15 protein-coding genes are annotated in these 22,324 nt (G+C 42.0%); 10 read left to right on the top strand and 5 right to left on the bottom strand.

Annotated features, from left to right (window positions below):
• Positions 1–36 precede the first annotated feature (36 nt).
• Positions 37–2,178 (top strand): glycoside hydrolase family 97 protein, encoded by a 2,142-nt coding sequence (locus tag WG905_RS02810; RefSeq protein WP_339590178.1) that lies wholly within the window; start codon positions 37–39, stop codon positions 2,176–2,178.
• 135 nt (positions 2,179–2,313) lie between these two features.
• Here the strand turns inward: WG905_RS02810 and WG905_RS02815 are convergent, their stop codons facing one another.
• Complete coding sequence (locus tag WG905_RS02815; RefSeq protein WP_489737901.1) at positions 2,314–3,138, bottom strand: DMT family transporter; 825 nt, start codon at positions 3,136–3,138, stop codon at positions 2,314–2,316.
• A 162-nt stretch (positions 3,139–3,300) separates the two neighbouring features.
• Complete coding sequence (locus WG905_RS02820) at positions 3,301–3,642, bottom strand: peroxiredoxin family protein (RefSeq protein ID WP_339590179.1); 342 nt, start codon at positions 3,640–3,642, stop codon at positions 3,301–3,303.
• Positions 3,643–4,011: 369 nt separating this feature from the next.
• Between WG905_RS02820 and WG905_RS02825 the strand changes: the two genes are divergently transcribed.
• From WG905_RS02825 to WG905_RS02835, 3 genes are all read left to right on the top strand, one after another.
• Positions 4,012–7,365 (top strand): SusC/RagA family TonB-linked outer membrane protein, encoded by a 3,354-nt coding sequence (locus WG905_RS02825; protein ID WP_339590180.1) that lies wholly within the window; start codon positions 4,012–4,014, stop codon positions 7,363–7,365.
• 25 nt (positions 7,366–7,390) lie between these two features.
• On the top strand, positions 7,391–9,139 hold the full coding sequence (locus WG905_RS02830) for a RagB/SusD family nutrient uptake outer membrane protein (protein ID WP_339590181.1): 1,749 nt from the start codon (positions 7,391–7,393) through the stop codon (positions 9,137–9,139).
• Between the two features lie 70 nt (positions 9,140–9,209).
• Positions 9,210–10,067 (top strand): endonuclease/exonuclease/phosphatase family protein, encoded by an 858-nt coding sequence (locus tag WG905_RS02835; protein ID WP_339590182.1) that lies wholly within the window; start codon positions 9,210–9,212, stop codon positions 10,065–10,067.
• Positions 10,068–10,115: 48 nt separating this feature from the next.
• Here the strand turns inward: WG905_RS02835 and WG905_RS02840 are convergent, their stop codons facing one another.
• Together WG905_RS02840 and WG905_RS02845 are read right to left on the bottom strand one after the other, a co-directional pair.
• A complete protein-coding gene (locus WG905_RS02840) occupies positions 10,116–11,186 on the bottom strand; it encodes a saccharopine dehydrogenase family protein (protein WP_339590183.1) in 1,071 nt (356 codons plus the stop codon).
• Positions 11,187–11,305: 119 nt separating this feature from the next.
• Positions 11,306–13,693 carry a penicillin acylase family protein gene (locus tag WG905_RS02845; RefSeq protein ID WP_339590184.1) on the bottom strand — a complete coding sequence of 796 codons (2,388 nt, stop codon included), beginning with the start codon at positions 13,691–13,693 and terminating at the stop codon, positions 11,306–11,308.
• Positions 13,694–13,867: 174 nt separating this feature from the next.
• Between WG905_RS02845 and WG905_RS02850 the strand changes: the two genes are divergently transcribed.
• Complete coding sequence (locus WG905_RS02850; protein WP_339590185.1) at positions 13,868–14,899, top strand: LLM class flavin-dependent oxidoreductase; 1,032 nt, start codon at positions 13,868–13,870, stop codon at positions 14,897–14,899.
• On the opposite strand, the gene WG905_RS02855 is transcribed toward WG905_RS02850, so the two are convergent.
• Positions 14,896–16,317 carry an SDR family oxidoreductase gene (locus tag WG905_RS02855; RefSeq protein WP_339590186.1) on the bottom strand — a complete coding sequence of 474 codons (1,422 nt, stop codon included), beginning with the start codon at positions 16,315–16,317 and terminating at the stop codon, positions 14,896–14,898. The two genes, WG905_RS02850 and WG905_RS02855, sit on opposite strands and share 4 nt — an antisense overlap.
• Before the next feature lie 80 nt (positions 16,318–16,397).
• On the opposite strand from WG905_RS02855, the gene WG905_RS02860 reads away from it, so the two are divergent.
• The 5 genes from WG905_RS02860 to WG905_RS02880 all read left to right on the top strand — a co-directional run bounded on the left by WG905_RS02860 (position 16,398) and on the right by WG905_RS02880 (position 22,288).
• Complete coding sequence (locus WG905_RS02860) at positions 16,398–17,096, top strand: ABC transporter ATP-binding protein (RefSeq protein ID WP_339590187.1); 699 nt, start codon at positions 16,398–16,400, stop codon at positions 17,094–17,096.
• Positions 17,077–18,060, top strand: coding sequence for an HlyD family secretion protein (locus WG905_RS02865; RefSeq protein WP_339590188.1), 984 nt, complete (start codon positions 17,077–17,079; stop codon positions 18,058–18,060). Before WG905_RS02860 ends, WG905_RS02865 begins: the two co-directional genes overlap by 20 nt.
• 20 nt (positions 18,061–18,080) lie before the next feature.
• Positions 18,081–19,214 carry an ABC transporter permease gene (locus tag WG905_RS02870; protein ID WP_339590189.1) on the top strand — a complete coding sequence of 378 codons (1,134 nt, stop codon included), beginning with the start codon at positions 18,081–18,083 and terminating at the stop codon, positions 19,212–19,214.
• 11 nt (positions 19,215–19,225) lie between these two features.
• The gene (locus tag WG905_RS02875) at positions 19,226–20,566 is read left to right on the top strand and encodes a TolC family protein (RefSeq protein ID WP_339590190.1); all 1,341 of its coding nucleotides are present in this window, start codon (positions 19,226–19,228) and stop codon (positions 20,564–20,566) included.
• Positions 20,567–21,277: 711 nt separating this feature from the next.
• Positions 21,278–22,288 carry an AGE family epimerase/isomerase gene (locus WG905_RS02880; protein ID WP_339590191.1) on the top strand — a complete coding sequence of 337 codons (1,011 nt, stop codon included), beginning with the start codon at positions 21,278–21,280 and terminating at the stop codon, positions 22,286–22,288.
• Positions 22,289–22,324 lie beyond the last annotated feature (36 nt).

The raw sequence follows: 22,324 nt of genomic DNA on the forward strand, positions 1-22,324 counted from the left end.
GGGTCCCAAAACGAATAAACACTCAATAAAATAAATATGAAGAAACTTATCCTCATCGCATTTTTATCATGCTCCTTTGGTATAGCAATAGCACAGCAACTCCAATCTCCAGATGGGAAACAGTCCATGACTTTCTCTCTGCAAAGCGGCGGTGTGCCCAGCTACAGCCTCACCTATAAAGATAAAGCGGTGGTAAAAACCAGTAAACTCGGACTGGAGTTAAAAAACGATAAAAAGTCCTTGTTAAACGATTTTACCATCACAGACGCTAAAACAGTCACTTTTGATGAATCATGGAGCCCCGTATGGGGCGAAGTGAAAACCATCCGCAATCATTACAATGAACTGGCGGTAACCCTTGATCAAAAAGAAACGGGCAGAAAAATGATCATCCGTTTCCGGCTGTTTAACGACGGACTAGGTTTTCGCTATGAATTTCCATCACAAAAAAACCTTACTTACTTTGTGATCAAGGAAGAAAAAACGCAGTTTGCGATGGCTGGTGACCATACTGCTTTCTGGATCGCTGGCGATTATGATACCCAGGAGTATGATTATACCACTTCGAAGTTATCTGAAATCAGGGGCCTGACTACCAAAGCAGTAACAGCAAATATTTCCCAGACTTCATTTTCTCCTACAGGTGTTCAAACCTCATTGATGATGAAAACCGACAATGGTTTGTACATCAATTTGCATGAAGCTGCCTTGTTGGATTATGCGGTGATGCACCTTAACCTCGATGATAAAAATATGATTTTTGAGTCATGGCTTACCCCAGATGTGAATGGTGATAAAGGTTACATGCAGGCTCCTTTTACCACTCCCTGGCGCACCGTTATCGTAAGTGATGATGCCCGTAACATCCTTGCCTCAAAAATGACCTATAACCTGAATGCGCCCAGTAAAATAGAAGATCCTTCCTGGATTAAACCAACGAAATATGTTGGTGTATGGTGGGAAATGATTGTTGGTAAAAGTTCATGGGCTTATACAGATGAATATCCTTCGGTACAGTTGGGTGTTACTGATTATACAAAAGCAAAACCTAATGGCAAGCATGGCGCTACGACCGTTAATGTTAAAAAATATATAGATTTCGCGGCTAAACATGGTTTTGATGGTGTTTTAGTGGAAGGCTGGAACATTGGATGGGAAGATTGGTTTGGCAATTCGAAAGACTATGTTTTTGATTTCGTTACTCCTTACCCGGATTTTGATTTAAAAGGGATCAGGGATTATGCCAAATCTAAAGGCGTAAAAATGATCATGCACCATGAAACTTCATCTTCGATCCGTAATTACGAACGCCACATGGATCAGGCTTATCAATTCATGAAGGATAATGGTTACGATGCGGTAAAGAGTGGTTATGTGGGTGATATCCTTCCGCGAGGTGAAAATCATTATAGCCAGTGGATTGTGAACCATTACCAGTATGCACTGGAAAAAGCGGCGGCTTATAAAATTATGGTGAATGCACATGAGGCAGTTCGGCCGACTGGCATTGGTCGTACTTACCCTAATTTGATCAGTAATGAATCTGCAAGGGGCACTGAATACCAGGCTTTCGGTGGTTCTAAGCCTAACCATGTGACTGTTTTACCTTTTACCCGTCAAATAGGTGGGCCAATGGATTATACACCTGGCATCTTTGAAATGGATATGACTAAAATTAATCCAGCTAATAATTCACATGTGAACAGCACCATCGCCAATCAGTTGGCTTTGTACTTAACCATGTATAGTCCCCTTCAAATGGCTGCGGATCTTCCTGAGAATTACGACCGCTTTCCTGATGCTTTCCAGTTCATCAAAGATGTGGCCCTGGATTGGGATGACAGTAAATACCTGGAAGCTGAACCGGGCCAATATGTTACGGTTGCCCGTAAAGCAAAGGGAACCGGACAATGGTTTGCCGGCAGTGTAAATGGCGACAAGTCGCGTACGTCTAAAATTTCTTTCGACTTTCTGGACGCAGGAAAAACTTATATCGCAACCATTTATGCAGATGCGAAAGACGCTCATTATAAAACTAATCCCCAAGCCTATAACATCCGTAAAGTAATTGTAACCAATAAATCTAAACTGGTTCAGTTTTCTGCACCGGGTGGTGGTTATGCCATCAGTTTTGAAGAAGCCAATAAAACTCAAACTAAAGGTTTGAAGCGACTTTAAAATTTTTCCGTCATCCCGGAGTCCGCGATGATGTTAAGAAGCAAAGCCGGGTCATTTGACCCGGCTTTGCTTTTATCAATGCAAAGACTATAGTTTTCAACTAACTGACTAAGTAAAACAAGGTTTACAGGTCAATTAGTTGAAAGTCTTTTTAGTCATCAGCGCGTCAGAGGTGATGTTCATAATTACCCCCGCCAGAATTAAGGCCACGCCAGAAATGAGGCTTACGGTTAAATGTTCCCCAAAAAATAATACACTTACGCTTATCGCAACGATTGGCTCCAGCGCACCCATGACGGAAGTTGAAGTTGAACCAATATACTTGATGGCGTACACTAAAGTGATAATTGATAACACTGTTGAAACAAGTGAAAGCATCACCAGGTTGAGCATGATAGATGGATTTGGAATCAAAAAGGTTTCCTCCACTATCGTCATTTTAGCGAGATAATAGCATGAAGAAAACAACAAAGAATAAAAAGTAAGTTTAAACCCTGATACCTTTATCTGCGACTTGTTGACGATAATCATGTATAACGCATAAAATAAGGCACTTAACAGGCAAATCAACAGTCCCGAAATATTGAACTGGTAAATAGAATCCTGTATCCCTAAAATAAGTACGCCGGTGGTAGAGATGCCTATAGAAAGAATGGCCATTCTACTGATTCGCTCCTTAAAAAAAAGAACCATGATGGTGGCTACGATTACAGGAAAAATAAACAGTATGGTTGATGCTATTCCTGGGGTTAGCATCTCATAACCTAAAAGCAGGAATTCGGTAGAAAGCGCATAACAAAGTCCCAAGATGAAAAGAATCAAAGTCTCCTTAAGGTTAATTTTCAATGATTCCTTCTTAAAGATCAGGTAACCAAGGATGATCAATGCCGCTAATAGGAATCGTAAAAACAAAGTATAGTTTGGTGGGAAATCACTTAGCCTTATTGGTAAAATATACAACGGAATCAGTCCGTAAAAAAAAAGCTGATGTTATCGCTAAGGCATAGCCTTTAATTTTCATGAAGAAATTGTCTACAGTTAAACAAAATTGTTAGGCGGCAAAAATGCTAAAAGTTCGCGAGATGAGGTGTCGCTTGTTCTTGAATTTTACTTAATTCATAGTTATTTTAAAAGTTCTGCCAGCTTTTCCTGAAGGTCTTCGCCTCTTAAGTTTCGGGCGATAATAATGCCATTAGGGTCGATGAGTACATTGGAAGGAATTGCCCTTACACCGTATAATTTAGCGGCCTCACTGTTCCAATATTTTAAATCTGAAACATGTGTCCAGGTAAGTTGATCATCTTTGATTGCTTTAACCCACGCTTCCTTGGTTCGGTCAAGGGAAACAGCAAAGACATCAAATCCCTTCGCTTTATACTTTTGGTAAGCACTAACGATATTCGGATTTTCCTGTCTGCATGGTCCGCACCAGGCTGCCCAGAAATCAAGCAGTACATATTGCATATAGTGCGCTGCTCGCCATGAGCAGCAATGCGGTAATGATATTTATTTTCTTCATTTTGATTGGTAGTTACAGCCCAGTAACGAGGTCTTTTTTACAAACGTGTTGTTGATTATTTGCACTCGGGACCAAGATAAAGATATAATCTACTAAAAGCATAGACTTTCATTAATTAATGACGCTTTGCTTACTTGTTAAACAGGTAATCATTTATTAATATCTGGTTAATGTTATTAAGGCACATTTGAAAACGAATATGTACACTTAATTTATCTAATGACCTAGTAATAATCAACGCAAAAAAAACCGCCTCCCATTGCAGTGAGAGACGGATGAGCAAATTTAAATTCACCCAACATTTAAGATTTTTAATGAGAGTTTTTTCTTTTAATGCTGCTGTGCCCAAAGCATGGCAGTCATCAGGTGCATGGAGGCGTATCACAGTTTCGCTGTGCTTCATCATTCCCCTCAACAACTTAGTTAACGCTAAAAATCAGCTGACTGGTATAAAAGTTGATACGGCAACTTATCAAAGGACCAGCTTTTCACCATTTCTACAAGAGGTAATCCGCGGTAAAGTCTCTGATGCAAAAGGCGGGTCACTACCGGGGGTATCGGTGACTGTTAAAAACACAAATACAGGCACCCTAACTAAAAATGACGGAACCTTCCAGCTGCGTCATGAGGGGAAGGGCATTACCCTTGTCGTTTCTTATATCGGTTATTTAACCAAAGAGGTTACTGCTGTTGATGGTTTCGACAACATTGTTCTTGAAGAAGATATCCAGGGATTAAGTGAAGTAGTCGTTGTGGGTTATGGTACCACAAAAAAAATTAACCTGACAGGTGCCATTACCCAGGTTAGCGCCAAAGATCTCCAGGATCGCCCTGTGTCTAACCTTACCCAGGCACTGCAAGGGGTTGTGCCAAATTTAAACATCACCTTCGGTTCCGGTAAACCCGGACAAAGCGGATCACTCAATGTAAGGGGCAATACTTCCATCAATGGTGGCGCACCACTGGTATTGATAGATGGCGTACCGGGAGACATTGACCGGGTAAATACCTTTGATGTGGAGTCTATTTCAGTCCTTAAAGATGCTTCTGCCTCTGCTGTTTATGGCGCACGTGCAGCATTTGGGGTTATTTTGGTTACCACCAAACAAGCCCGCGATGGCAAAACAACAATTAGCTATTCAAACAATTTCGGCAGTAAAAGTCAGCTGACCAATACCGACTTCATCACTTCAGGCTATTGGAATGCTAAAATCAATGACGATGCCATGTACAATGCCCTCGGCAATACCAATACACGCTATTCTGAGGAGGACTATGCAGAATTGCTCGCCAGGGTAGATGATCAAACTGAACACCCCGACAGGCCTTGGGTGGTGGTTAAAAAGAATGCAAATGGCCAGGATATGTACCGCTATTATGCAAACTTTGACTGGTATAATTATTTATTCAGCAAGCACAGGCCTACCAATGAGCATAATATTAGTTTAAGTGGTTCATCCGACAAAGTTCAATACCTGATCTCGGCCAATACTGCTGCCGAACAGGGTGTCTGGAAAATTAATCCAGATAATTATAACCGTTATAACATGCGCGGTAAAATTAATGTGGATGTGAATAAATGGTTAAAAGTGAGCAATAATACCCGCTTCTTTAAATCAAAATACAATTGGTCTGGTTTGGAAGAAAACTTTCCAACGGTATCCAATAATGTAACACCAAATTACCTGTACCACTTTATGGCAGCTTATGTGCCTAAAAACCCTGATGGCACTTTAACAGGTTATACCGGCATCAACTCTTATTCAGTAGGGTATGGTATGCATGCAGTAATGGAAAACGGGAAGTCGAAAGGGGAGAATGCCGAGAATGAGTTCACTACGACTTTTGAGGCTACAGTTACACCGTTCAAAGGATTAAACATCACGGGTAACTATACTTACGGACAAGAAAATTATAATAATTATTACAGGGCGGTTAGGGTTCAGTATTCTAAATTCCCGGGTGTTCTTGAAAATTATGCCATCGGCGGACTTAATAAAGACCAGCTAGCTGAAAGCATCCGCAACAACCAGTACCAGGTGTACAATATCTTTGCTAATTATGAAACGCAGCTAAATAATCATCATTTTAAAGTGATGGCTGGTTTTAATCAGGAAGAAAGGACCTTTAAAACCTTATCCGGAACGGGTTCTGAACTTTTATCTGAAACTTTAAACGACCTTAATTTAGCTACCGGTGTTCCCGTAATCGGTGGTGGCGCCAGCGACTGGGCCTTACGGGGTGCATTTTACCGTTTTAACTATGCTTATGATGGCAAATATCTATTTGAAGCTTCCGGTAGGTATGATGGTACCTCACGTTTTGGTAAGAATGATCGCTTTGGATTTTTCCCTTCTCTCTCTGCCGGTTGGGTAATCAGTCAGGAGGAGTTTTTCAAACCTTTAACTTCCATTGCCAACTCGCTTAAATTCAGGTATTCTTATGGTACACTGGGCAACCAGGATGTGGCTACTTATGCTTATATCTCCAGCATGGGCACCGGTCAGATCAATTACCTGATTGATGGGCAGAAGCTAAAAGTAATTAACAACCCTGCACCGGTATCTTCTTCACTTACCTGGGAGCGTTCGATCACCAATAACTTTGGTATTGATGCAACTTTTATTGCTAACAGGCTATCGCTTTCGGCAGATATTTATTCCAGAAAAACAGAAGACATGCTTACGTTGGGTAAAACCCTGCCTGAGGTGTTTGGTGCCAGCGAACCTAAGGAAAATGCGGCCGATTTGAAGACCAATGGTTTTGAGCTCAGTCTCAACTGGAAAGATAAATTTATGCTCGGTGGTAAGCCTTTCGGTTATTCCTTTGGTGGCGTGCTGGCAGATTACACCTCCAAAATCACCAAATTTGACAACCCTTCGCAGTTATTATCCAGTTATTATGTGGGTCAGCAGTTAGGGGAGATCTGGGGTTACAGTTATGATGGTTTCTTTAAAACCAATGAAGAGGCCCAGGCCTATGCAGCTATCGTTAATCAGGATCGAATTAATAACAGAAGGGTACAAGCGCCAACCGCAGATTTGAAAAAACTTCAGGCCGGAGATATCAAAATCCTTGATCTTGATGGAAATGGAATCATCTCTACGGGTGCAAATACACTTACTGATCCTGGCGACAGGCGGATTATTGGTAACACGCAGCCAAGGTATACTTATGGCTTTAACTTCACCGGGGCATGGAATAATTTCGATATCGCTGCTTTCTTCCAGGGAGTGGGCAAGAGAAACTGGTATCCAAACCTGGAATCACAGCAGTTCTGGCATGTATATGCAAGACCATACGGATCATTCTTGCCTGAAGACTTTGCCGACAAGATGTGGTCGCCGGAGAATCAGGATGCTTACTTTCCTTTGGTAAGGGGATACATTGCTCAGAATTCAGAACTCTCTGTCTCCAACGATATGTATCTACAGGATATTGCTTACCTGCGACTCAAAAACCTGACCCTGGGATACAGCTTGCCAAAATCAGTTTTATCTAAGATAAAGGTGCGTAACCTCCGTATTTATATTTCTGCAGAAAATGTGCATACCTGGTCAAAAATGGATACCGATTACCTGGATCCTGAAGAAGTGTTAACAGACCCAACTGGCCGTACCTATCCAATGGCTAAAACCTACTCTGCTGGTATCCAGCTTACTTTATAAGTGCTATTTGAAATTACATAAAGAAATGAACGTATTTAAAAAAATAACAGCAATCTGCCTATTATTTGCACTGGTTTCCTGTAAAAAAGACTTTTTAGACAGGTATCCTTTGTCGCAGTTGGCGCCCGAAAACTCTTTTACATCAGAATCTGAATTGCGCTCTTATACCAATGCTTTTTATAACCAGTTGCCTGCGGCTCTTGATGTTTTTTACAGCAGTCCGAATTATGGTGATGATGACGCGCGGACTACGGTTCCTAACGAATTCAGGGGGACGCGTACCGTGCCTACAACTGGTGGCGGATGGAGCTGGACTGAATTGAGAAGAATCAATTTCTTTCTGGAGAATTCCAATAAATTTCAAAACGAGGCGGTCAGGGTGAAGTACGATGCATTAGCCCGCTTTTTCAGAGCCTATTTTTATGTTGAAATGGTGCAACGTTTTGGCGATGTGCCCTGGTATGATAAAGTGCTCGACATGGATGATACAGATTTGATGAAGCCCAGAGACACCAGGGAGTTCGTCATGAGCAAGGTGCTTGAAGACCTGGATTTTGCTATTGCCAATTTAGATCAGGGTAGAAAGTTGCAGGATGTTACCAAATGGACAGCCCTTGCCTTGAAGTCCAGAGCCATGTTGTTTGAAGGAACTTTCCGTAAATACCATGGCCTGACGGGCTGGGAAGCAATGCTTAATGAATCTGTTGCTGCTTCTAGCGAACTGATGACTAAAAGTGGCTATGGCATATATACTTCCAATCCGGATAAAGCGTACCAGGATCTTTTTAATTTCGATGACGCTAATCCAACAGAAATGATCCTTGCCCGCCAGTATAGTGCTGCGGTACCTTTTGTTCACAGTGTAAATTTCTATACTTTATCTGTTTCTTATGGCAGGCCAGGGGTAACCCGCCACGTGGTTAATTCTTACCTTAATGCTGATGGCACACGGTTTACAGATAACCCTAGCCATAAAACCATGCAGTGGTTCGAAGAAACACAAAACCGTGATCCGCGTTTAGGGCAAACCATTCGCATTCCGGGGCATAAAAGAATCGGCGAAACCAATGCCACATTGCCAGACTTTGCTTCCAGCATTACAGGGTACCAATATGTAAAATATGTTCAGGCTCCATCTTTTGATCAGGGAAACTGTGTAAACGATATACCTATTTTTCGTTATGCTGAAGTGTTGCTGAATTTTGCCGAGGCTAAGGCTGAATTAGGAACGTTAAGCCAGGCAGATATCGACAGCAGCATTAAATTACTTCGCGACAGGGTATCCATGCCTAATTTATCCTTTTCAGCCGCTAATGCGGTGCCTGATCCTTACCTGGCAGCTATCTATGTAAATGTAAAAGGTGCAAATAAAGGTGTGATCCTGGAGATCAGAAGAGAGAGACAAGTTGAATTGATCCGTGAAGGATTTCGTTACTATGATTTAATTCGCTGGAAAGAAGGACAGCTTTTTACCCGTGTTTTTAACGGCATGTATTTTCCAGGCGTAGGTACTTATGATATTGATCGTAATGGCACCATTGATCTTCATATTTATGAAGGGGCCCGACCGGCTAGTGTTGCAGGCAGGCAATACCTGAAAATTGGTGAGGTAGTGTTTGAAAATGGGACTAAGGGCGGACAAATTGTGACCAACCCGACGGTAACCAAAGAATGGAATGAAAGCCGTGACTACCTTTACCCGATCCCTGTTCAGGAAAGAATATTAAATAAATCACTTACCCAAAATCCGGGCTGGGTTGATGGTGTAAAATGATAAAAAAGGAAGCTATCATGTGCATTATCGTTGGTGATAGCTTCAGTACTAATTAAAAGAATATATACCAATGAACAAATACTTCTTACCTGCATCTTTATTCATGTTAGTGCTCTGTAGCCAAATCAACACGGCAGTGGGCCAGAATTTCAAAGTTTTATCTTACAACGTTTTAAAGGGCTTACAACAGGATAGCCTGATCCACCAGGAATATTTTAAATGGGTGAAAGAAATTGATCCTGATATTGTGGCTTACCAGGAGATGAACGATTTTACACAGGCCAGCCTGGAAACCTTCGCTGCTAAATACAATCACCCTTACGCGATACAGTCTAAATTAAAAGGTTTTCCGGTTGCACTTTCTTCTAAGTATCCTATCACTAATGTCAGAAAGGTAGTGGATAACATGTGGCATGCTTTCATATATGCCAACATCAATAACATCCACGTTTTCGTCATCCATTTCTCGCCATTTTACCACAAAAAAAGAAAAGAGGAGATCAGGAATGTGCTGGCCCATGCGGCCACCCTACCTAAGAATGAAAAGACTTTGATTATGGGCGACTTTAATGCATTGTCTCCAACTGATGCGTCCAACTATACCGACGACATGGTGAAAAAAATGCAGGAAAGCGAAGCTAAAGCCTCCCATATCCGAAACTTAAGTAATGGGAAACTAGAATATTCCGTTATTGATCAAATTGAAAAAGCTGGGTATAAAGACACTTTCTGGCTAACCAACAAGCTGTTTAAACACAGTATCCCTACAAAGAAGTATGGTTCAGCGCATTTCAAGCGCATCGATTTTATGTTCGCCAACCCGGAAATTGCGAAACAGGTAAAGTCCTCCACGATTATCCATGACCAGCATACGGATCAAATGTCTGATCATTATCCGGTACTGGTTACTTTTGATTTGAAGAAATAGCGCAATTGAAATCTTTTTTATAAGCCTCTGGCCTAATGGTCAGGGGCTTTATTTAAAAAAGCTTCCGCACCTGGTCTTGAAAAATTCCAGTAAAGGAATTTCTTCCTGTTTGATAAAGCCTTTAGACGGTAACCAGCCATAGGAAACCATTTCTATGACCGCCAAAATGCTTGCTGCCGTTGTCCAGGAGATCGCCCGCCAGGTCATTCCATTGATCACGATCGGTAAATAGCGCCGACTAAATTCCTTACGGTGCAGTTCGCCGTTATTCCAGCCTTCTACCACAACATAGGCAATCACAACGTCGTCCGGAACAATTGGTTTTGCATTTTGGAGGATCTCTTCCAGTTGTTTCCGATTCTCGTGTAAATGAAGTTCATAGATTAAAAAATTCATCAGGTCGCAATGCCCGGGATAGCGGATGGTTTTATAATCAAGCTTATCGACTTTGCCCTCATAGGTTTCACACATCGTGCCTAACCCCCCTGAAGTATAGAAGGCCTCAAAAGGGGCGCCTTCCAGATTGATCAGCTCTTTCCCTTGTAAGGAGGTAACCGTTTTCCTTTTACCATGATGGATCACCTCTGCATCATTCACATATTCATTAATGAGACCGGTGGCCGACCAGGTCAACGAATAACCCAAAGCGCCGTTAGGATGTTTTGGTAAGGCCCCAACGCGCATCTCAATAGATCGTAAACGGTCGAAGTCATTAGCCAGATCGGCAGCAACAACACTGATGAAACCAGGGGCCAAACCACATTGAGGAGCCATTACCGCTGAAGCAGTTTCACTAAGCTCCTTAATTTGATGGGTAGCGTTTACATCTTCAGTCAGGTCGAAATAATGCTTGCCGTATTTGTGAGCGAGTTTTGCAATGGAATTGTTCAGATAATACGGAAGGGCAGAAACAACAGCATCAAATTTACGGATCGTTTCATCCATCAGTGTTAAATCGCTTACATCAGCAGCTAGCACCCTGAATGGTAATTTGTGGCCATAATGCGGGGCTTGTTGATCCATTCCGGTCACCTCAAATTGCTCACTAAGCAATGTTCCTACGAGTGTGCCCACCTTGCCAAGGCCGAGGCACAAAATATTACTGATCTTATTATCCATGTTGCAGAGAATTTAAATCCTCCTTTAAGTTAACAGGAATTTCAGAATATATTAAAATATTACTATAATATATATCTTTTTAGGATGAGTGAGGTTGATGTTTTCATGATGATAACTGGTTAATTGCTTGGGGGGTTAAGGGTAGTGCTCAGGTCGGTATGTTTGAGGATTTTATCTTTGCTGAAGTAAGCTGGAAAGTATTCGTCATTGGCCCAAAATTCAAATAAGTTGCTGTAATATTTACTGGCCGGGTCTTCCGATTGGCCAGGTGTATTGATCATCAGGGTTTTATCCCAGTCCTGCGTGTCGGTAATAAGGCGGAAACTCGCTCCGCTGCTCTGGTTATCATTGCCTCCGGTAGAGTTTGGGGTGTGACTGTTACCGCCCCGTGGCAATGGTCCCAGGGTGTACTTCTCTTTTTGCGCCGTGGTTAACCTTGCCGCTAAAGGATGACTGAGGGAGATGTGTTTGAATTCGCGCTGACCATAAGTCCAGCTTTCAACGGTACCGCCATATTTAGCATTTAACTCCTGGATTGCTTTCTCAAATGTTATTGCAAGGAAAGCGTCCCTGCCATTAGTCACATCCTTCCCAAATTTCTCATCCGGCGTATTGAGCCATCCCATCAGCTTTTTAAGTTGTATGGTGAATAGCCCTTTGATTTCTGGTGGCATAAATCTGCTGTTTGCTTCCGCAGACAGTTTCCTTTCCCACATAGCATAAATGCCTGCTGCAACGGAATTTTTCTCCAGCCGGTAATCCCAGTTCATCAAATGCGCTTTTGCCTGTTCGGACAGCTCATTGCTGAGGGTGAGCTTTTGTAACATCGGCACTAAAGTGCGCGCAGGAATGGAGAGGTAATCGGATTGAAGTGCTTTTGTGTGCTCGATACTGTGTATTCCAGATTGGTTCAACACTTCATTGATCCGGTTTCCCCTGAAGGGATCAGCCCAGGTGTAACCAATGGTATTCCAATGTTGATAGTTGTCGGGTGTGACATGTTGATTGGCTGTGGCAAAAAAACCTTTTTTAGGATTCAATAAATGCGGTCTTTTTTTGATGTCCAGGTAACCATCCCATTCATACCTGCCATCGCCGGGTATGGGAACCATGCCGCTGAAATTTTTGCGGATTGGCGTTATCCCGACTACCTGCCAACCGATATTACCTTTTTTATCGGCCCAGATCATGTTTTCGCCTGGGATATGGCTGTAACGTGCGGCATCTCTAAAATCTTTCCATGTCTTCGCCTGGTTAATGCGTAGTGAAGCCAGATAAGGTGCACCACCCGGTTCCAGCCAGGCACATTTCACCGCATAGGCTTTATGGTTTACAGAATCTATATAGGTTACTGGTCCATGCAGTGTATACCTCAGCACAACTGCCATCGCTTTACTGCCTTTTACAGGTATAGTGTCGTTTAGTTCCTGCATGTCGACCCATTTACCCCGGTGTTTGTATTGGTGCAGTTTCTGTGGATTAAGGTCATACACATACAAATCCTCTCCATCGGTTTCAAAAATGGTGAGTCCCCATGCGCCTTTTTCATTATGTCCGATCGAAACGCCCGGGATCACGGGTTCTCCTCCGCCAATTACATTCCAGCCCGGTGCTACCAAATGCACCATATACCTTAATGATGGTGATTTGATACTTCGGTGAGGATCATTCGCGAGGTAGGGAAAGCCACTCGCTGTTTTATTTCCGCTGATTATCCAGTTGTTACTGCCTTCCAGCCCGTGTTCTAAAGGTGCTGCCTGCTGAACTGAGGCCGTGGATGTGGTGTTTTCTTCCTTGAACACGAGTGGCCGGTGATAGGCATCATATAATTCCAGGATCTCTTTGCTGAGCAGCTTGCTATCTATAGCAGGATCGATGTTTAAGTCGGGATCCTTTGGATGAAACCACATCAGTTCTTTAACCTTATCCTGACCGGCCTTAGCCACAGCTATACCTGTATTTAATTCTTCATTGATATTCCCCAATAGGCCCTGGTGACGGGAAATCACAATTTCAGGCGTCCATTTTTGTGGTGTAATTCCCAAGATTTTAAATTCGGAAGGTAACAGCCGGGGGTTGCTGTTCAATTCATCAATATAGGCGTTAACGCCAGCCACATAGGCTTCGATGATGGAAATCCCATCAGGGTGATAATGACTCAATTCCTTATCCAGGTCGCCCCGGAACTTAAAAAGGCGGGTGCCGATGTCGCGTTTTAGTTCTTGAGGTCCTAATAACTGTGCAACAGTACCTGTGGCTTGTCTGCGCCACACTTCAAACTGAAACGGACGGTCTTTCACCGCACAATAGCCCTGCGCAAAAAACAAGTCATGCTGGTTAGCGGCATAAATATGGTTGACGCCCCATTCATCCCTAAGCACTTCTACAGGAGCCCGCAAACCATCAAGCGTTAATGCTTGCTTATTTTGTGCAAAAACTGGTGTAGAGACAAAATAAAACAGGATGGTGAGGCAAATCTGGCTAATGGTCATACGATAAGAGGTCATATCATAAAATTATCATTTCTTTTACGATTTGGCACCTTTCGAGCCGTTAAATTACAGCCGGATGGAGTAAACCATTTTTTTACGTTAAATTACAGATGTCAACTAAAAAGCGTTTGACGGTGTGATTCGTATTTGCGCGGTATAGGCTTGACAAGGACTAAAATTGATTGTTTTATGGAATTAGGCTTAATGACTTTTGCCGATATGGAGCCGGAAATTTCTCCGGGAAGAGCAGTAAATGGCCATCAGCGTTTACAAGACCTGATGGAAGAAATTAAATTGGCAGATGATTTGGGATTGGATGTTTTCGGGGTTGGTGAACACCATCGTCCTGATTATGCAGCTTCATCTCCTGCAGTGATCTTAGGTGCTGCTGCGTCCATCACGAAAAACATCCGGCTCTCAAGCGCCGTAACGGTATTGAGCTCAGATGATCCTGTACGGGTTTTTCAGGATTTCGCTACCGTAGATCTTTTATCCGGCGGAAGGGCAGAAATCATGGCCGGCAGGGGTTCCTTCATTGAATCGTTTCCACTGTTTGGGTATAACTTGGCGGATTATGATGCACTGTTTACTGAAAAACTGGAATTGCTGTTAAAGGTGAATGAGAGTGAAAAGCTTAACTGGAAAGGACGGTTCCGTCCATCTGTTGATAATAAAGGGGTTTATCCAAGGCCTTACCAGTCTGCGCTTCCAATATGGCTTGCTGCGGGTGGTACACCGGCATCAGCAGTAAGGGCGGCGACACTTGGTCTTCCGTTAATGCTGGCCATTATCGGGGGGATGCCAGAGCAATTTGTGCCCTTTTTTAACCTCTATCGGGAAACCGCGAAAAAGGCTGGCCGTGATTTAGCAACTTTGCAAATTGGAATTAATAACCATGTTTATGTGGGTGAGGATTCGCAGCAGGCTGGGGATGATTTTTATCCTTATTATGCAAAAATGATGAACCGTGTGGGCCGCGACAGGGGTTGGGCTCCGCTTACCCGTCAGCAATTTGACTATTCGAGAACGCCAAAAGGGGCATTAATGGTAGGCAGTGTGCAGCAGGTTATCGATAAAATCCTTTATGAGCATGAACTCTTTGGCAATACCCGCTTCCTGGCACAAGCTAGTGTGGGGAATGTGCCACATCATATGACGATGAAATCTATTGAATTGTTTGGTGATAAAGTAGCTCCGGCGATTCGAAAAGCAATTGGTTAAGCTGTGATATTTCTCAACATTCCTTTAAAGATGAAAGCATGGAAGGGTAAAACTGAATACCAATAGAGCCTTCCTGACAAGCCAAGGGGACGGAAGGTTGCAGTCTGGTGCAGCACTTCGTCTTCATCGATCCTGAATTCAAGCCATGCTTCGCCGGGAAGTTTCATTTCAGCATACAAGAGTAGACGCCTTTCCTTTTTGTCGGCAAGAATGACCCGCCAAAAGTCGATTACACTGCCGGTGAAAATTTCATTGTTGCTGGTCCGGCCACGTTGAAGCCCAACGCCGCCAAAAACCTTATCTAGAAAACCCCTGATGCCCCATAGCCAGTCGGCATAATACCATCCTGTTTCACCACCAATAGCCCAAATGCGATCAAGTGCCTTTTGAGAGTTAGTCACTTTTGCCGATCTTTTATCTGTAAAACACCCTGCTTGGGGTACCTCCACCAATTCCTTAAAACCAGCATGATAGGCATTAGTGCTCATGGCATCTTTCCAGCTGGAAATGACCTGGTTCTGTTCAATCTTTCCAAAGGCCAGGTTTATCGCTTCTTCATAAGGAAGGGGAGTAATGTTCAGCCTGTCTTGTAAATCATTTGGCCTGGCGACCACATCTATTTTCATGCTATCTACAAGATTTGTGGCGAGTGTATAGGAAGTGGAAGTGACAAAATACAGCCAATAGGAGGAAAGCCTGGGCGTCATTACCGGTACAATCATGATCCTCCTCACCAACCCCCGGACTTTGGCAAACCGGAGCAGCATTTCTTTATAAGTAAGAATTTCAGGGCCTGCAACATCGTAGCTTTTGTTAAAGGTCTCCTCATTCATCAACACGCCACTAAGAAAAGATAGTACGTCTCTGATCGCTATCGGCTGGCATCTGGTGTTCAGCCATTTCGGGGCAATCATGATGGGCAACTTTTCCACCAGGTCCCGTATAATCTCAAAACTTGCACTCCCGGAGCCTACAATGATGCCTGCCCTTAAGGTAGTGAGTCCATAGGTAGCTGATGCTAACATTTCTTCCACCTGTTGCCTGGAGCTCAGGTGTTTTGAAAGTTTCTCACTGTTGACAATTCCGCTTAAAAAGATAACCTGCCTGGCATGGGTTTGCGCTATCCTGTTTTTAAAATTCAAGGCTACAGCCTTTTCAGTTGCTGAAAAATCTTCCTTGCCTCCAGACATAGAATGCATCAGGTAGTAAGCAGCATCAATGTCTTCGGGGATCTCTTTCAAAGATTCAGGCTTAAGAAAATCAACTTCAATGACTTTAAGATCGAATTGGCTGTACTTTTCTTTGTTGAACCGACCCTGATTTCTTACACAACAAACCACCTGTTGCCCTTTCTCCAGTAATACGGGTAAAAGCCTTTGTGCGATATAGCCTGTAGCCCCTGTAAGCAGTATTTTCATAACAGATGATTTATATAAAGTTATAATTTCTTATATTAATCTTATCTTTTGTGCTTTTAATTAACCATCAAATCGTTAAAATGGAAATCATCGCTTCTTTAAAAGATGCAAAAAAAGTTTATACCACTGGTGATACGACCATAACTGCCTTAGAACCCACCAACATAGATATCCATAACAAAGAACTGATGCTGATCATGGGGCCTTCGGGTTCGGGGAAAACAACTTTATTGTCACTCATTGGCTGCGTGATTTACCCTACAGAAGGGAAAGTCTTTATCCAGGGACAAGACATCTCCGGTTATTCGGAAAAAAAACTGGCGAATATCAGGTTAAACAATATTAGCTTTGTTTTTCAACATTTCAACCTGTTAAGTCCACTTAATGCGCTTGAAAATGTGATGCAGCCACTGTTGCTGAAAGGCGAAAAACCGGCTATGGCGAAGTTGAAAGCCATCGCTGCCCTAGAAAAAGTAAATATGGGAGACAGACAGAAAAACCTTCCCAGGAAATTAAGTGGTGGTCAGAAACAAAGGGTCGCCATTGCCAGGGCGCTGGTCACCGAAGCTGCCATTGTGCTTTGTGACGAGCCCACAGCTTCGTTGGATGCTAAAAGTGCGGCCCTGGTGATGAAGGATTTGAAAGAGCTGGCTAATAGCGGCAAGGCTGTGGTTGTTGTTACTCACGATTTGCGTTTAAGGCCATTTGCCGACAGGATCGTTTATGTAGAGGAGGGCGTTTTGTCTGACCGATTGAGGAATGAGGATGATTATAAATAAAAATGATATAAAATTAGGGAAGTATTTTGCCCTGTGTATAACTATGCTGCTGTTGTTTTCCTGTGGTGGCAATAAGGAGGATGAACAAGAAAAACAGGCGGCTGTTAAAGATTCGCTGTCTAGGCCTGAATACGTGAAAACAGTGTATGCCATTGCTAAAGTGGAGCCTTTAAACGGATTGGTGCAGCTTTCTGCTGCAACCTCAGGTATTGTGACGGAGGTCTATAAAAATGTTGGTGATTCGCTTTTAAAAGGGGATTTGATTATCAAAATCGATCATGCAGCTGATCTCTTAGCTGTAGATTTGGCCCGCAGGCAAATTGCTACACAGCAATCCCGTGCGGCGGCAGATCGTGCAAATGTGAACCAGTATCTCGCTATACTTAAAGAGAAAGAACAAGACCTGGCTATCACGAAGCAACTCGCTTCAACAGGTGCAGATACCAGGCAAAACGTGGCCATAAAACAAAAGGAACAAGGTGTGATTCTTGCGAATCTGCAAAGTGCTAAAGCAACTGCTGCTGCCGGTGAGGCGGAAATTGCCGCCTTAAAAAAACAATTACAACAGGCACAGTTGACTTTAAATGATAAGTTAATCAGGACCAAGGAAAATGGAATCCTGGTAAGCATGGACGCTAAAGTGGGTACTGCGGTTAATGCATTAGCACCCTTTGCTACTATGGCGCCTCAAAGTGAACTGGTCTTAAAAGGCGAAATTGATGAAATGTTTGCCGATAGGGTACAGCTTGGTCAGCAGGTGGTAGTTAATTATGTAGGCAACAACAAGCAAATTGCCAGTGGTGAAATTATATACCTTTCTCCGGTGTTGGAGGAAAAATCATTATTCTATGAGAAGCCTGGCGAAACCAGCGACAGGAGGGTAAGGTTGTTTAAAGTGAGCCTTGACAAAGGCAACGAACTGTTAATTAATGCGAAAGTGGAGTGCGCGATAAAAATACAATAAGCTTATGAAAACAGGTTGAGATGGTAGGGACTGCTTTAAAATTCATGATTTTTGATAAGCCTAAAAGTATTGGTATTATCATCGGTATTGTGGTCAGTATTTTTCTAATAGGGCAGCAGCTGGGTACATTAAGGTTTTTAACCACTTTAATGAGTGGGTTAATTGTAAATTCTAATTCAGCTGCCAATGATATTTGGATCATCGACAATGTATCCAGCAATGTCAATGCGATTAGTAAAATCGATGGACGCATTGCGCAGGAAGTTAAAAGCATTGAAGGGGTAAAAGATAGCTACAGCATTGTTATTGCCAATACAAGTGTTTCATTTGATGGCAGCAAAACTTCTGCGGTTAATTTAGTTGGCAGCGACGGCCCGGATTTCATCGCTGGTCCGAATGTTAACAAAATCACCCAGGGTAGCCTCAATGATTTTTATCTGCAATATACGGTGTCCGCGGAATACTTTAACTCGAAGAATTTAGGTGTTGAACTCTACGCCGGACAAACCCTGGAGATAAATAATAAGGTGGCGACAGTAAGGGTGCTTACCAAAAATGCGCAGGGTTTTGGTGGTGATTTTATGTACACGAGTTTAAGTAATGCGCGTTTTTACGGTAATTTCCCGAATGATAAGGTGAGTATTGTCGTGGTTAAAGCACTGCCGGGCGTTGATATTGAAACGCTGGCTGACCGGATCAATGATACCTTTTTTGGCGTTAAGGCATGGCCGGTGGAGGAGCTTGAAAAATCTACCCTTTCGGAAATCCTCGTGACCTCTAATATTGGGGTCAGCTTTGGATCTTTAGTGGTGTTCGCCATCATAAGTGGCTTTTTTATCATTGGCCTGACTTTATATTCTTCTGCACTGGATCGATTGGTAGATTATGGAACCCTAAAAGCCATAGGCGCTACAAATGGATTTGTGACCAGGTTAATTTTAACCCAGGCTTTGTTATTCGCACTTGCCGGCTTTTCTATTGCTTTTTTATTGTTGGTGCTCTTTAAAAATGGCGTAGCCAATGCTGGATTAGTCATTAACCTGGATTGGCAGCTCGCCCTATTGTTATTGGCAGTAACGCTAGTCATTTCTGTTGGTGGATCTTTATTTGCAGTGGTGAAAATCAGTCGCCTGGAACCAGCTGCTATTTTTTAAATATGATGTGCATGTTTTATCGTTTACTCCTTTTATCCGGAATACTAATTTTTCCAATCTTCGCTGCGGCACAGGATGCTCCAGCCAAATTGCGCTTATCTTTAGACGAGGCCCGGGCACTCGCCATAAAAAATAATCCAGTTTTACAGGCAAAAGATCTTGATATCCAGATTTCCAAAGAAGTAACTGCGCAGGCGAAACTTAAAAGAATTCCCCAGGTCTACGGCGATTTTAATTTGCAGCGGAATTTGATTATTCCGGTTACCCCGGTTCCAGCAAATGCATTTAACCCTGATGCCGCTGAAGGTGAATTACTGCCATTGAGGTTCAGCACAAAATGGACCGCTAATACCGGGATCAACGCAAGCATTGATTTGTTCAATCCTTTAAAAAAACAAGAGGTGAAAGAAGCTGGAATCCAGGAAGGAATCAGCAAACTGGAAAAAGAGAAGGAAGAAAACAGACTTTATTTTGATGTGAGTAATGCTTATGCCATGGCTTTAATCTCGATGGAACAATTAAATCTTTCCATCGCTGATACGCTGACCAAGACAAGAATCTTGAAAATGAGTCAGGAGCAGTTTGAAGCAGGGAGATTGACGCTTACTGAACTCAATGTTGTAAAATCGGACCTGAACAATACCTTGAGCAATTATGAAGAAACGTTGAATATCTCCAGCAATGCGATGGCACGACTGGTGTATTATATTGGTTTTGATCCTGCTGGAGAAGTGTCAATTGAACTATCAGATGACATAGAGCGCTTGTTTATGGCTTATCAAGAGCACATGACTTTAGACTCAAGTCAAAGTTATGCTTATAAGAATCTTCAGCAGAATGAACTTTTAATCGCTACGCAAATTAATGGGGCAAAGGCGGGGTACCTCCCGGTGTTAACCTTTAATGCCTTTTACGGTGCTAATTATTTCGATAACAATTTCAAAATGTTTAAGTCTGCTAATTGGACAGGGAACAGTTTTATGAATGTTGGTGTCAGTGTTCCTATTACACAAGGCCTGGACCGTCAAAAGAAAATCAACCAGTTGAAGTTACAGAAAGTGGCCAACGAACTGGCCTATAAAGATCAGCTGCACAAAAACAGATTAGACTTTTTAGAAGCCACCAGGGATGCTGATTTTTACGGGAAGAAATACAAGAGAATGAAGGAAAACTATCAATTGGCTGGGGATAACTTCCAGATTGCCGAAGAGCAGTTCGAGAAAGGAAGACTGTTGATTGCTGATTTATATAAAGCTAATTATAGCTATCAGCAGGAAAAGACGAATTACCTGAACGTAGCTTATGATTTTATTCTAGCAAAAATAAAGATTTACAACATCAGCCGGAATTAAGTAAAAAAGCCTGTAAAACAAGAAAGGGTTGTTCCATCCGGACACCACCCTTTTCTAACCAAATATAAACCTGTATGAACGGGTTATTTTTTTTAAGCTCCTATTAACGTTTGACCCTTTTTGAATCTTTTTGCTAAAATATGGAAGCTGTATTTAATGCTTTTCTTATAAACTTACTATTGCTGTTCGTCTATGATACAAATATACGAATAATTTTCACTTAGTGTAGAAAACACACGCATATTATTTTTACTATTTTTATTTTTTTTTGTAATGTTAGTGATTGTTTAGTTGTTTTTTAGTGAGATAGCTAATTAAAATCTACGCAATCGTTTGCTGTTGTGTTTTTATTATGCTAAAAATCCATATTTATAAGTTTTTTAAGATAAATAGCTAAATAAATTTCTATTTTATTCGAAAACACGCTGTATTATAATTATTTTATCCCTGTTTGATATTATATAATAACTCCAGTCTGATTTTTTAGTTTAATTAAAGCTTTATTTAATATTTAAATCCTCTATAACCTTTAAACGCTGAAAATTTCATCAAATTGTACTGTGATGTCTAATTTTTGTCAATATATCATTTGCTTTTCAATGTTGATAAAGCGATCATCGGCTTATGATGGTCTTCACTTCTTTACATTAAGAAAACAAAGCCCTTTTCTCAAAACATAGTACAGTTCAGATGGTTGTATGAGGTAATCAAATGGAAATCAACAGTCACCAACAATTGGCTGCGTTTGCAGACGAGTTAGGTATCGAACTTCAGCATATACTTAAGAACTGGATGCTATTTAACTTCAGAAAGTCCGGTGTGATCAGTAATGCCAGGGTTTTATGGGCTTTTTCTGCTGCATTTAACTTGAAGACTGTTCCTGATTTGAATATTGCCGACAAAACCTATTATGAAATCGTTAACCGCTTTATTGATATTGATTTTGGCGGGGTATTTTTAACGGTTGATGATCATGGGCAACCAAATGATACTAAAAAGGAAATTTATGCCCTTGCCTGTTCGATTGATGCCTTCAGCGAGTATTTTATGGCATGTGGGGATGAGTTAGTGAAAGATCATGCCGTAGCTATGTATCGGGACCTGGTAAAGCATGGTCATGATACAGATAAAGGCGGATATTTTGAAGCTTTCAACAGGTCCTGGGGAACACCGGCTGATTTCTTCGAGGACAAAGCTGCAGCTGAAAAGAAAACGATGAACACACAGCTGCAGGTGCTGGAAGCCTTTACAAACCTGTATCGAATATGGCCGGATGAAGACCTTAAAGTTTTAATCGTAGCGTTGTTAAACGATTTTGCTGCACATGTGGTCTACGCAAAAACTTCAGCTAGCGTTTCTCTTGGTAATAGCCTTAAGGCAGCCTGGATATTGCCTGATGCGGCTGCGGTGATAGAGCATGTTGTGTTAATGGCAGTAATGAAAACCTATACCATGGAGAATGCACAAACAACTTTAAATGCTTTTACAAATGCTGAAAGCTTATCGGATCTGCAAAAAAAATGTTGGATAAAAGCCGAAGCTTTGATCAGTTTCTTCCACGCCTGGCAAATTACAGGTGATAAACTGTTTTTGAAAGCTGCTTTAAAAATCTGGAACATCATAAAATCAGGACTTTTTCTCAAAGGACAAGGGGAGTCATGTTTCTTTTTTAACAGCCGGGCATGTTTGGAAATATTAAAACGATATTCAAAAACTCAATGATCTATTTTGTATTTTAGGGATAAACACCAATATAAA

It is taken from the genome of Pedobacter immunditicola (genome assembly GCF_037482985.1).
Lineage (GTDB): Bacteria > Bacteroidota > Bacteroidia > Sphingobacteriales > Sphingobacteriaceae > Pedobacter > Pedobacter immunditicola.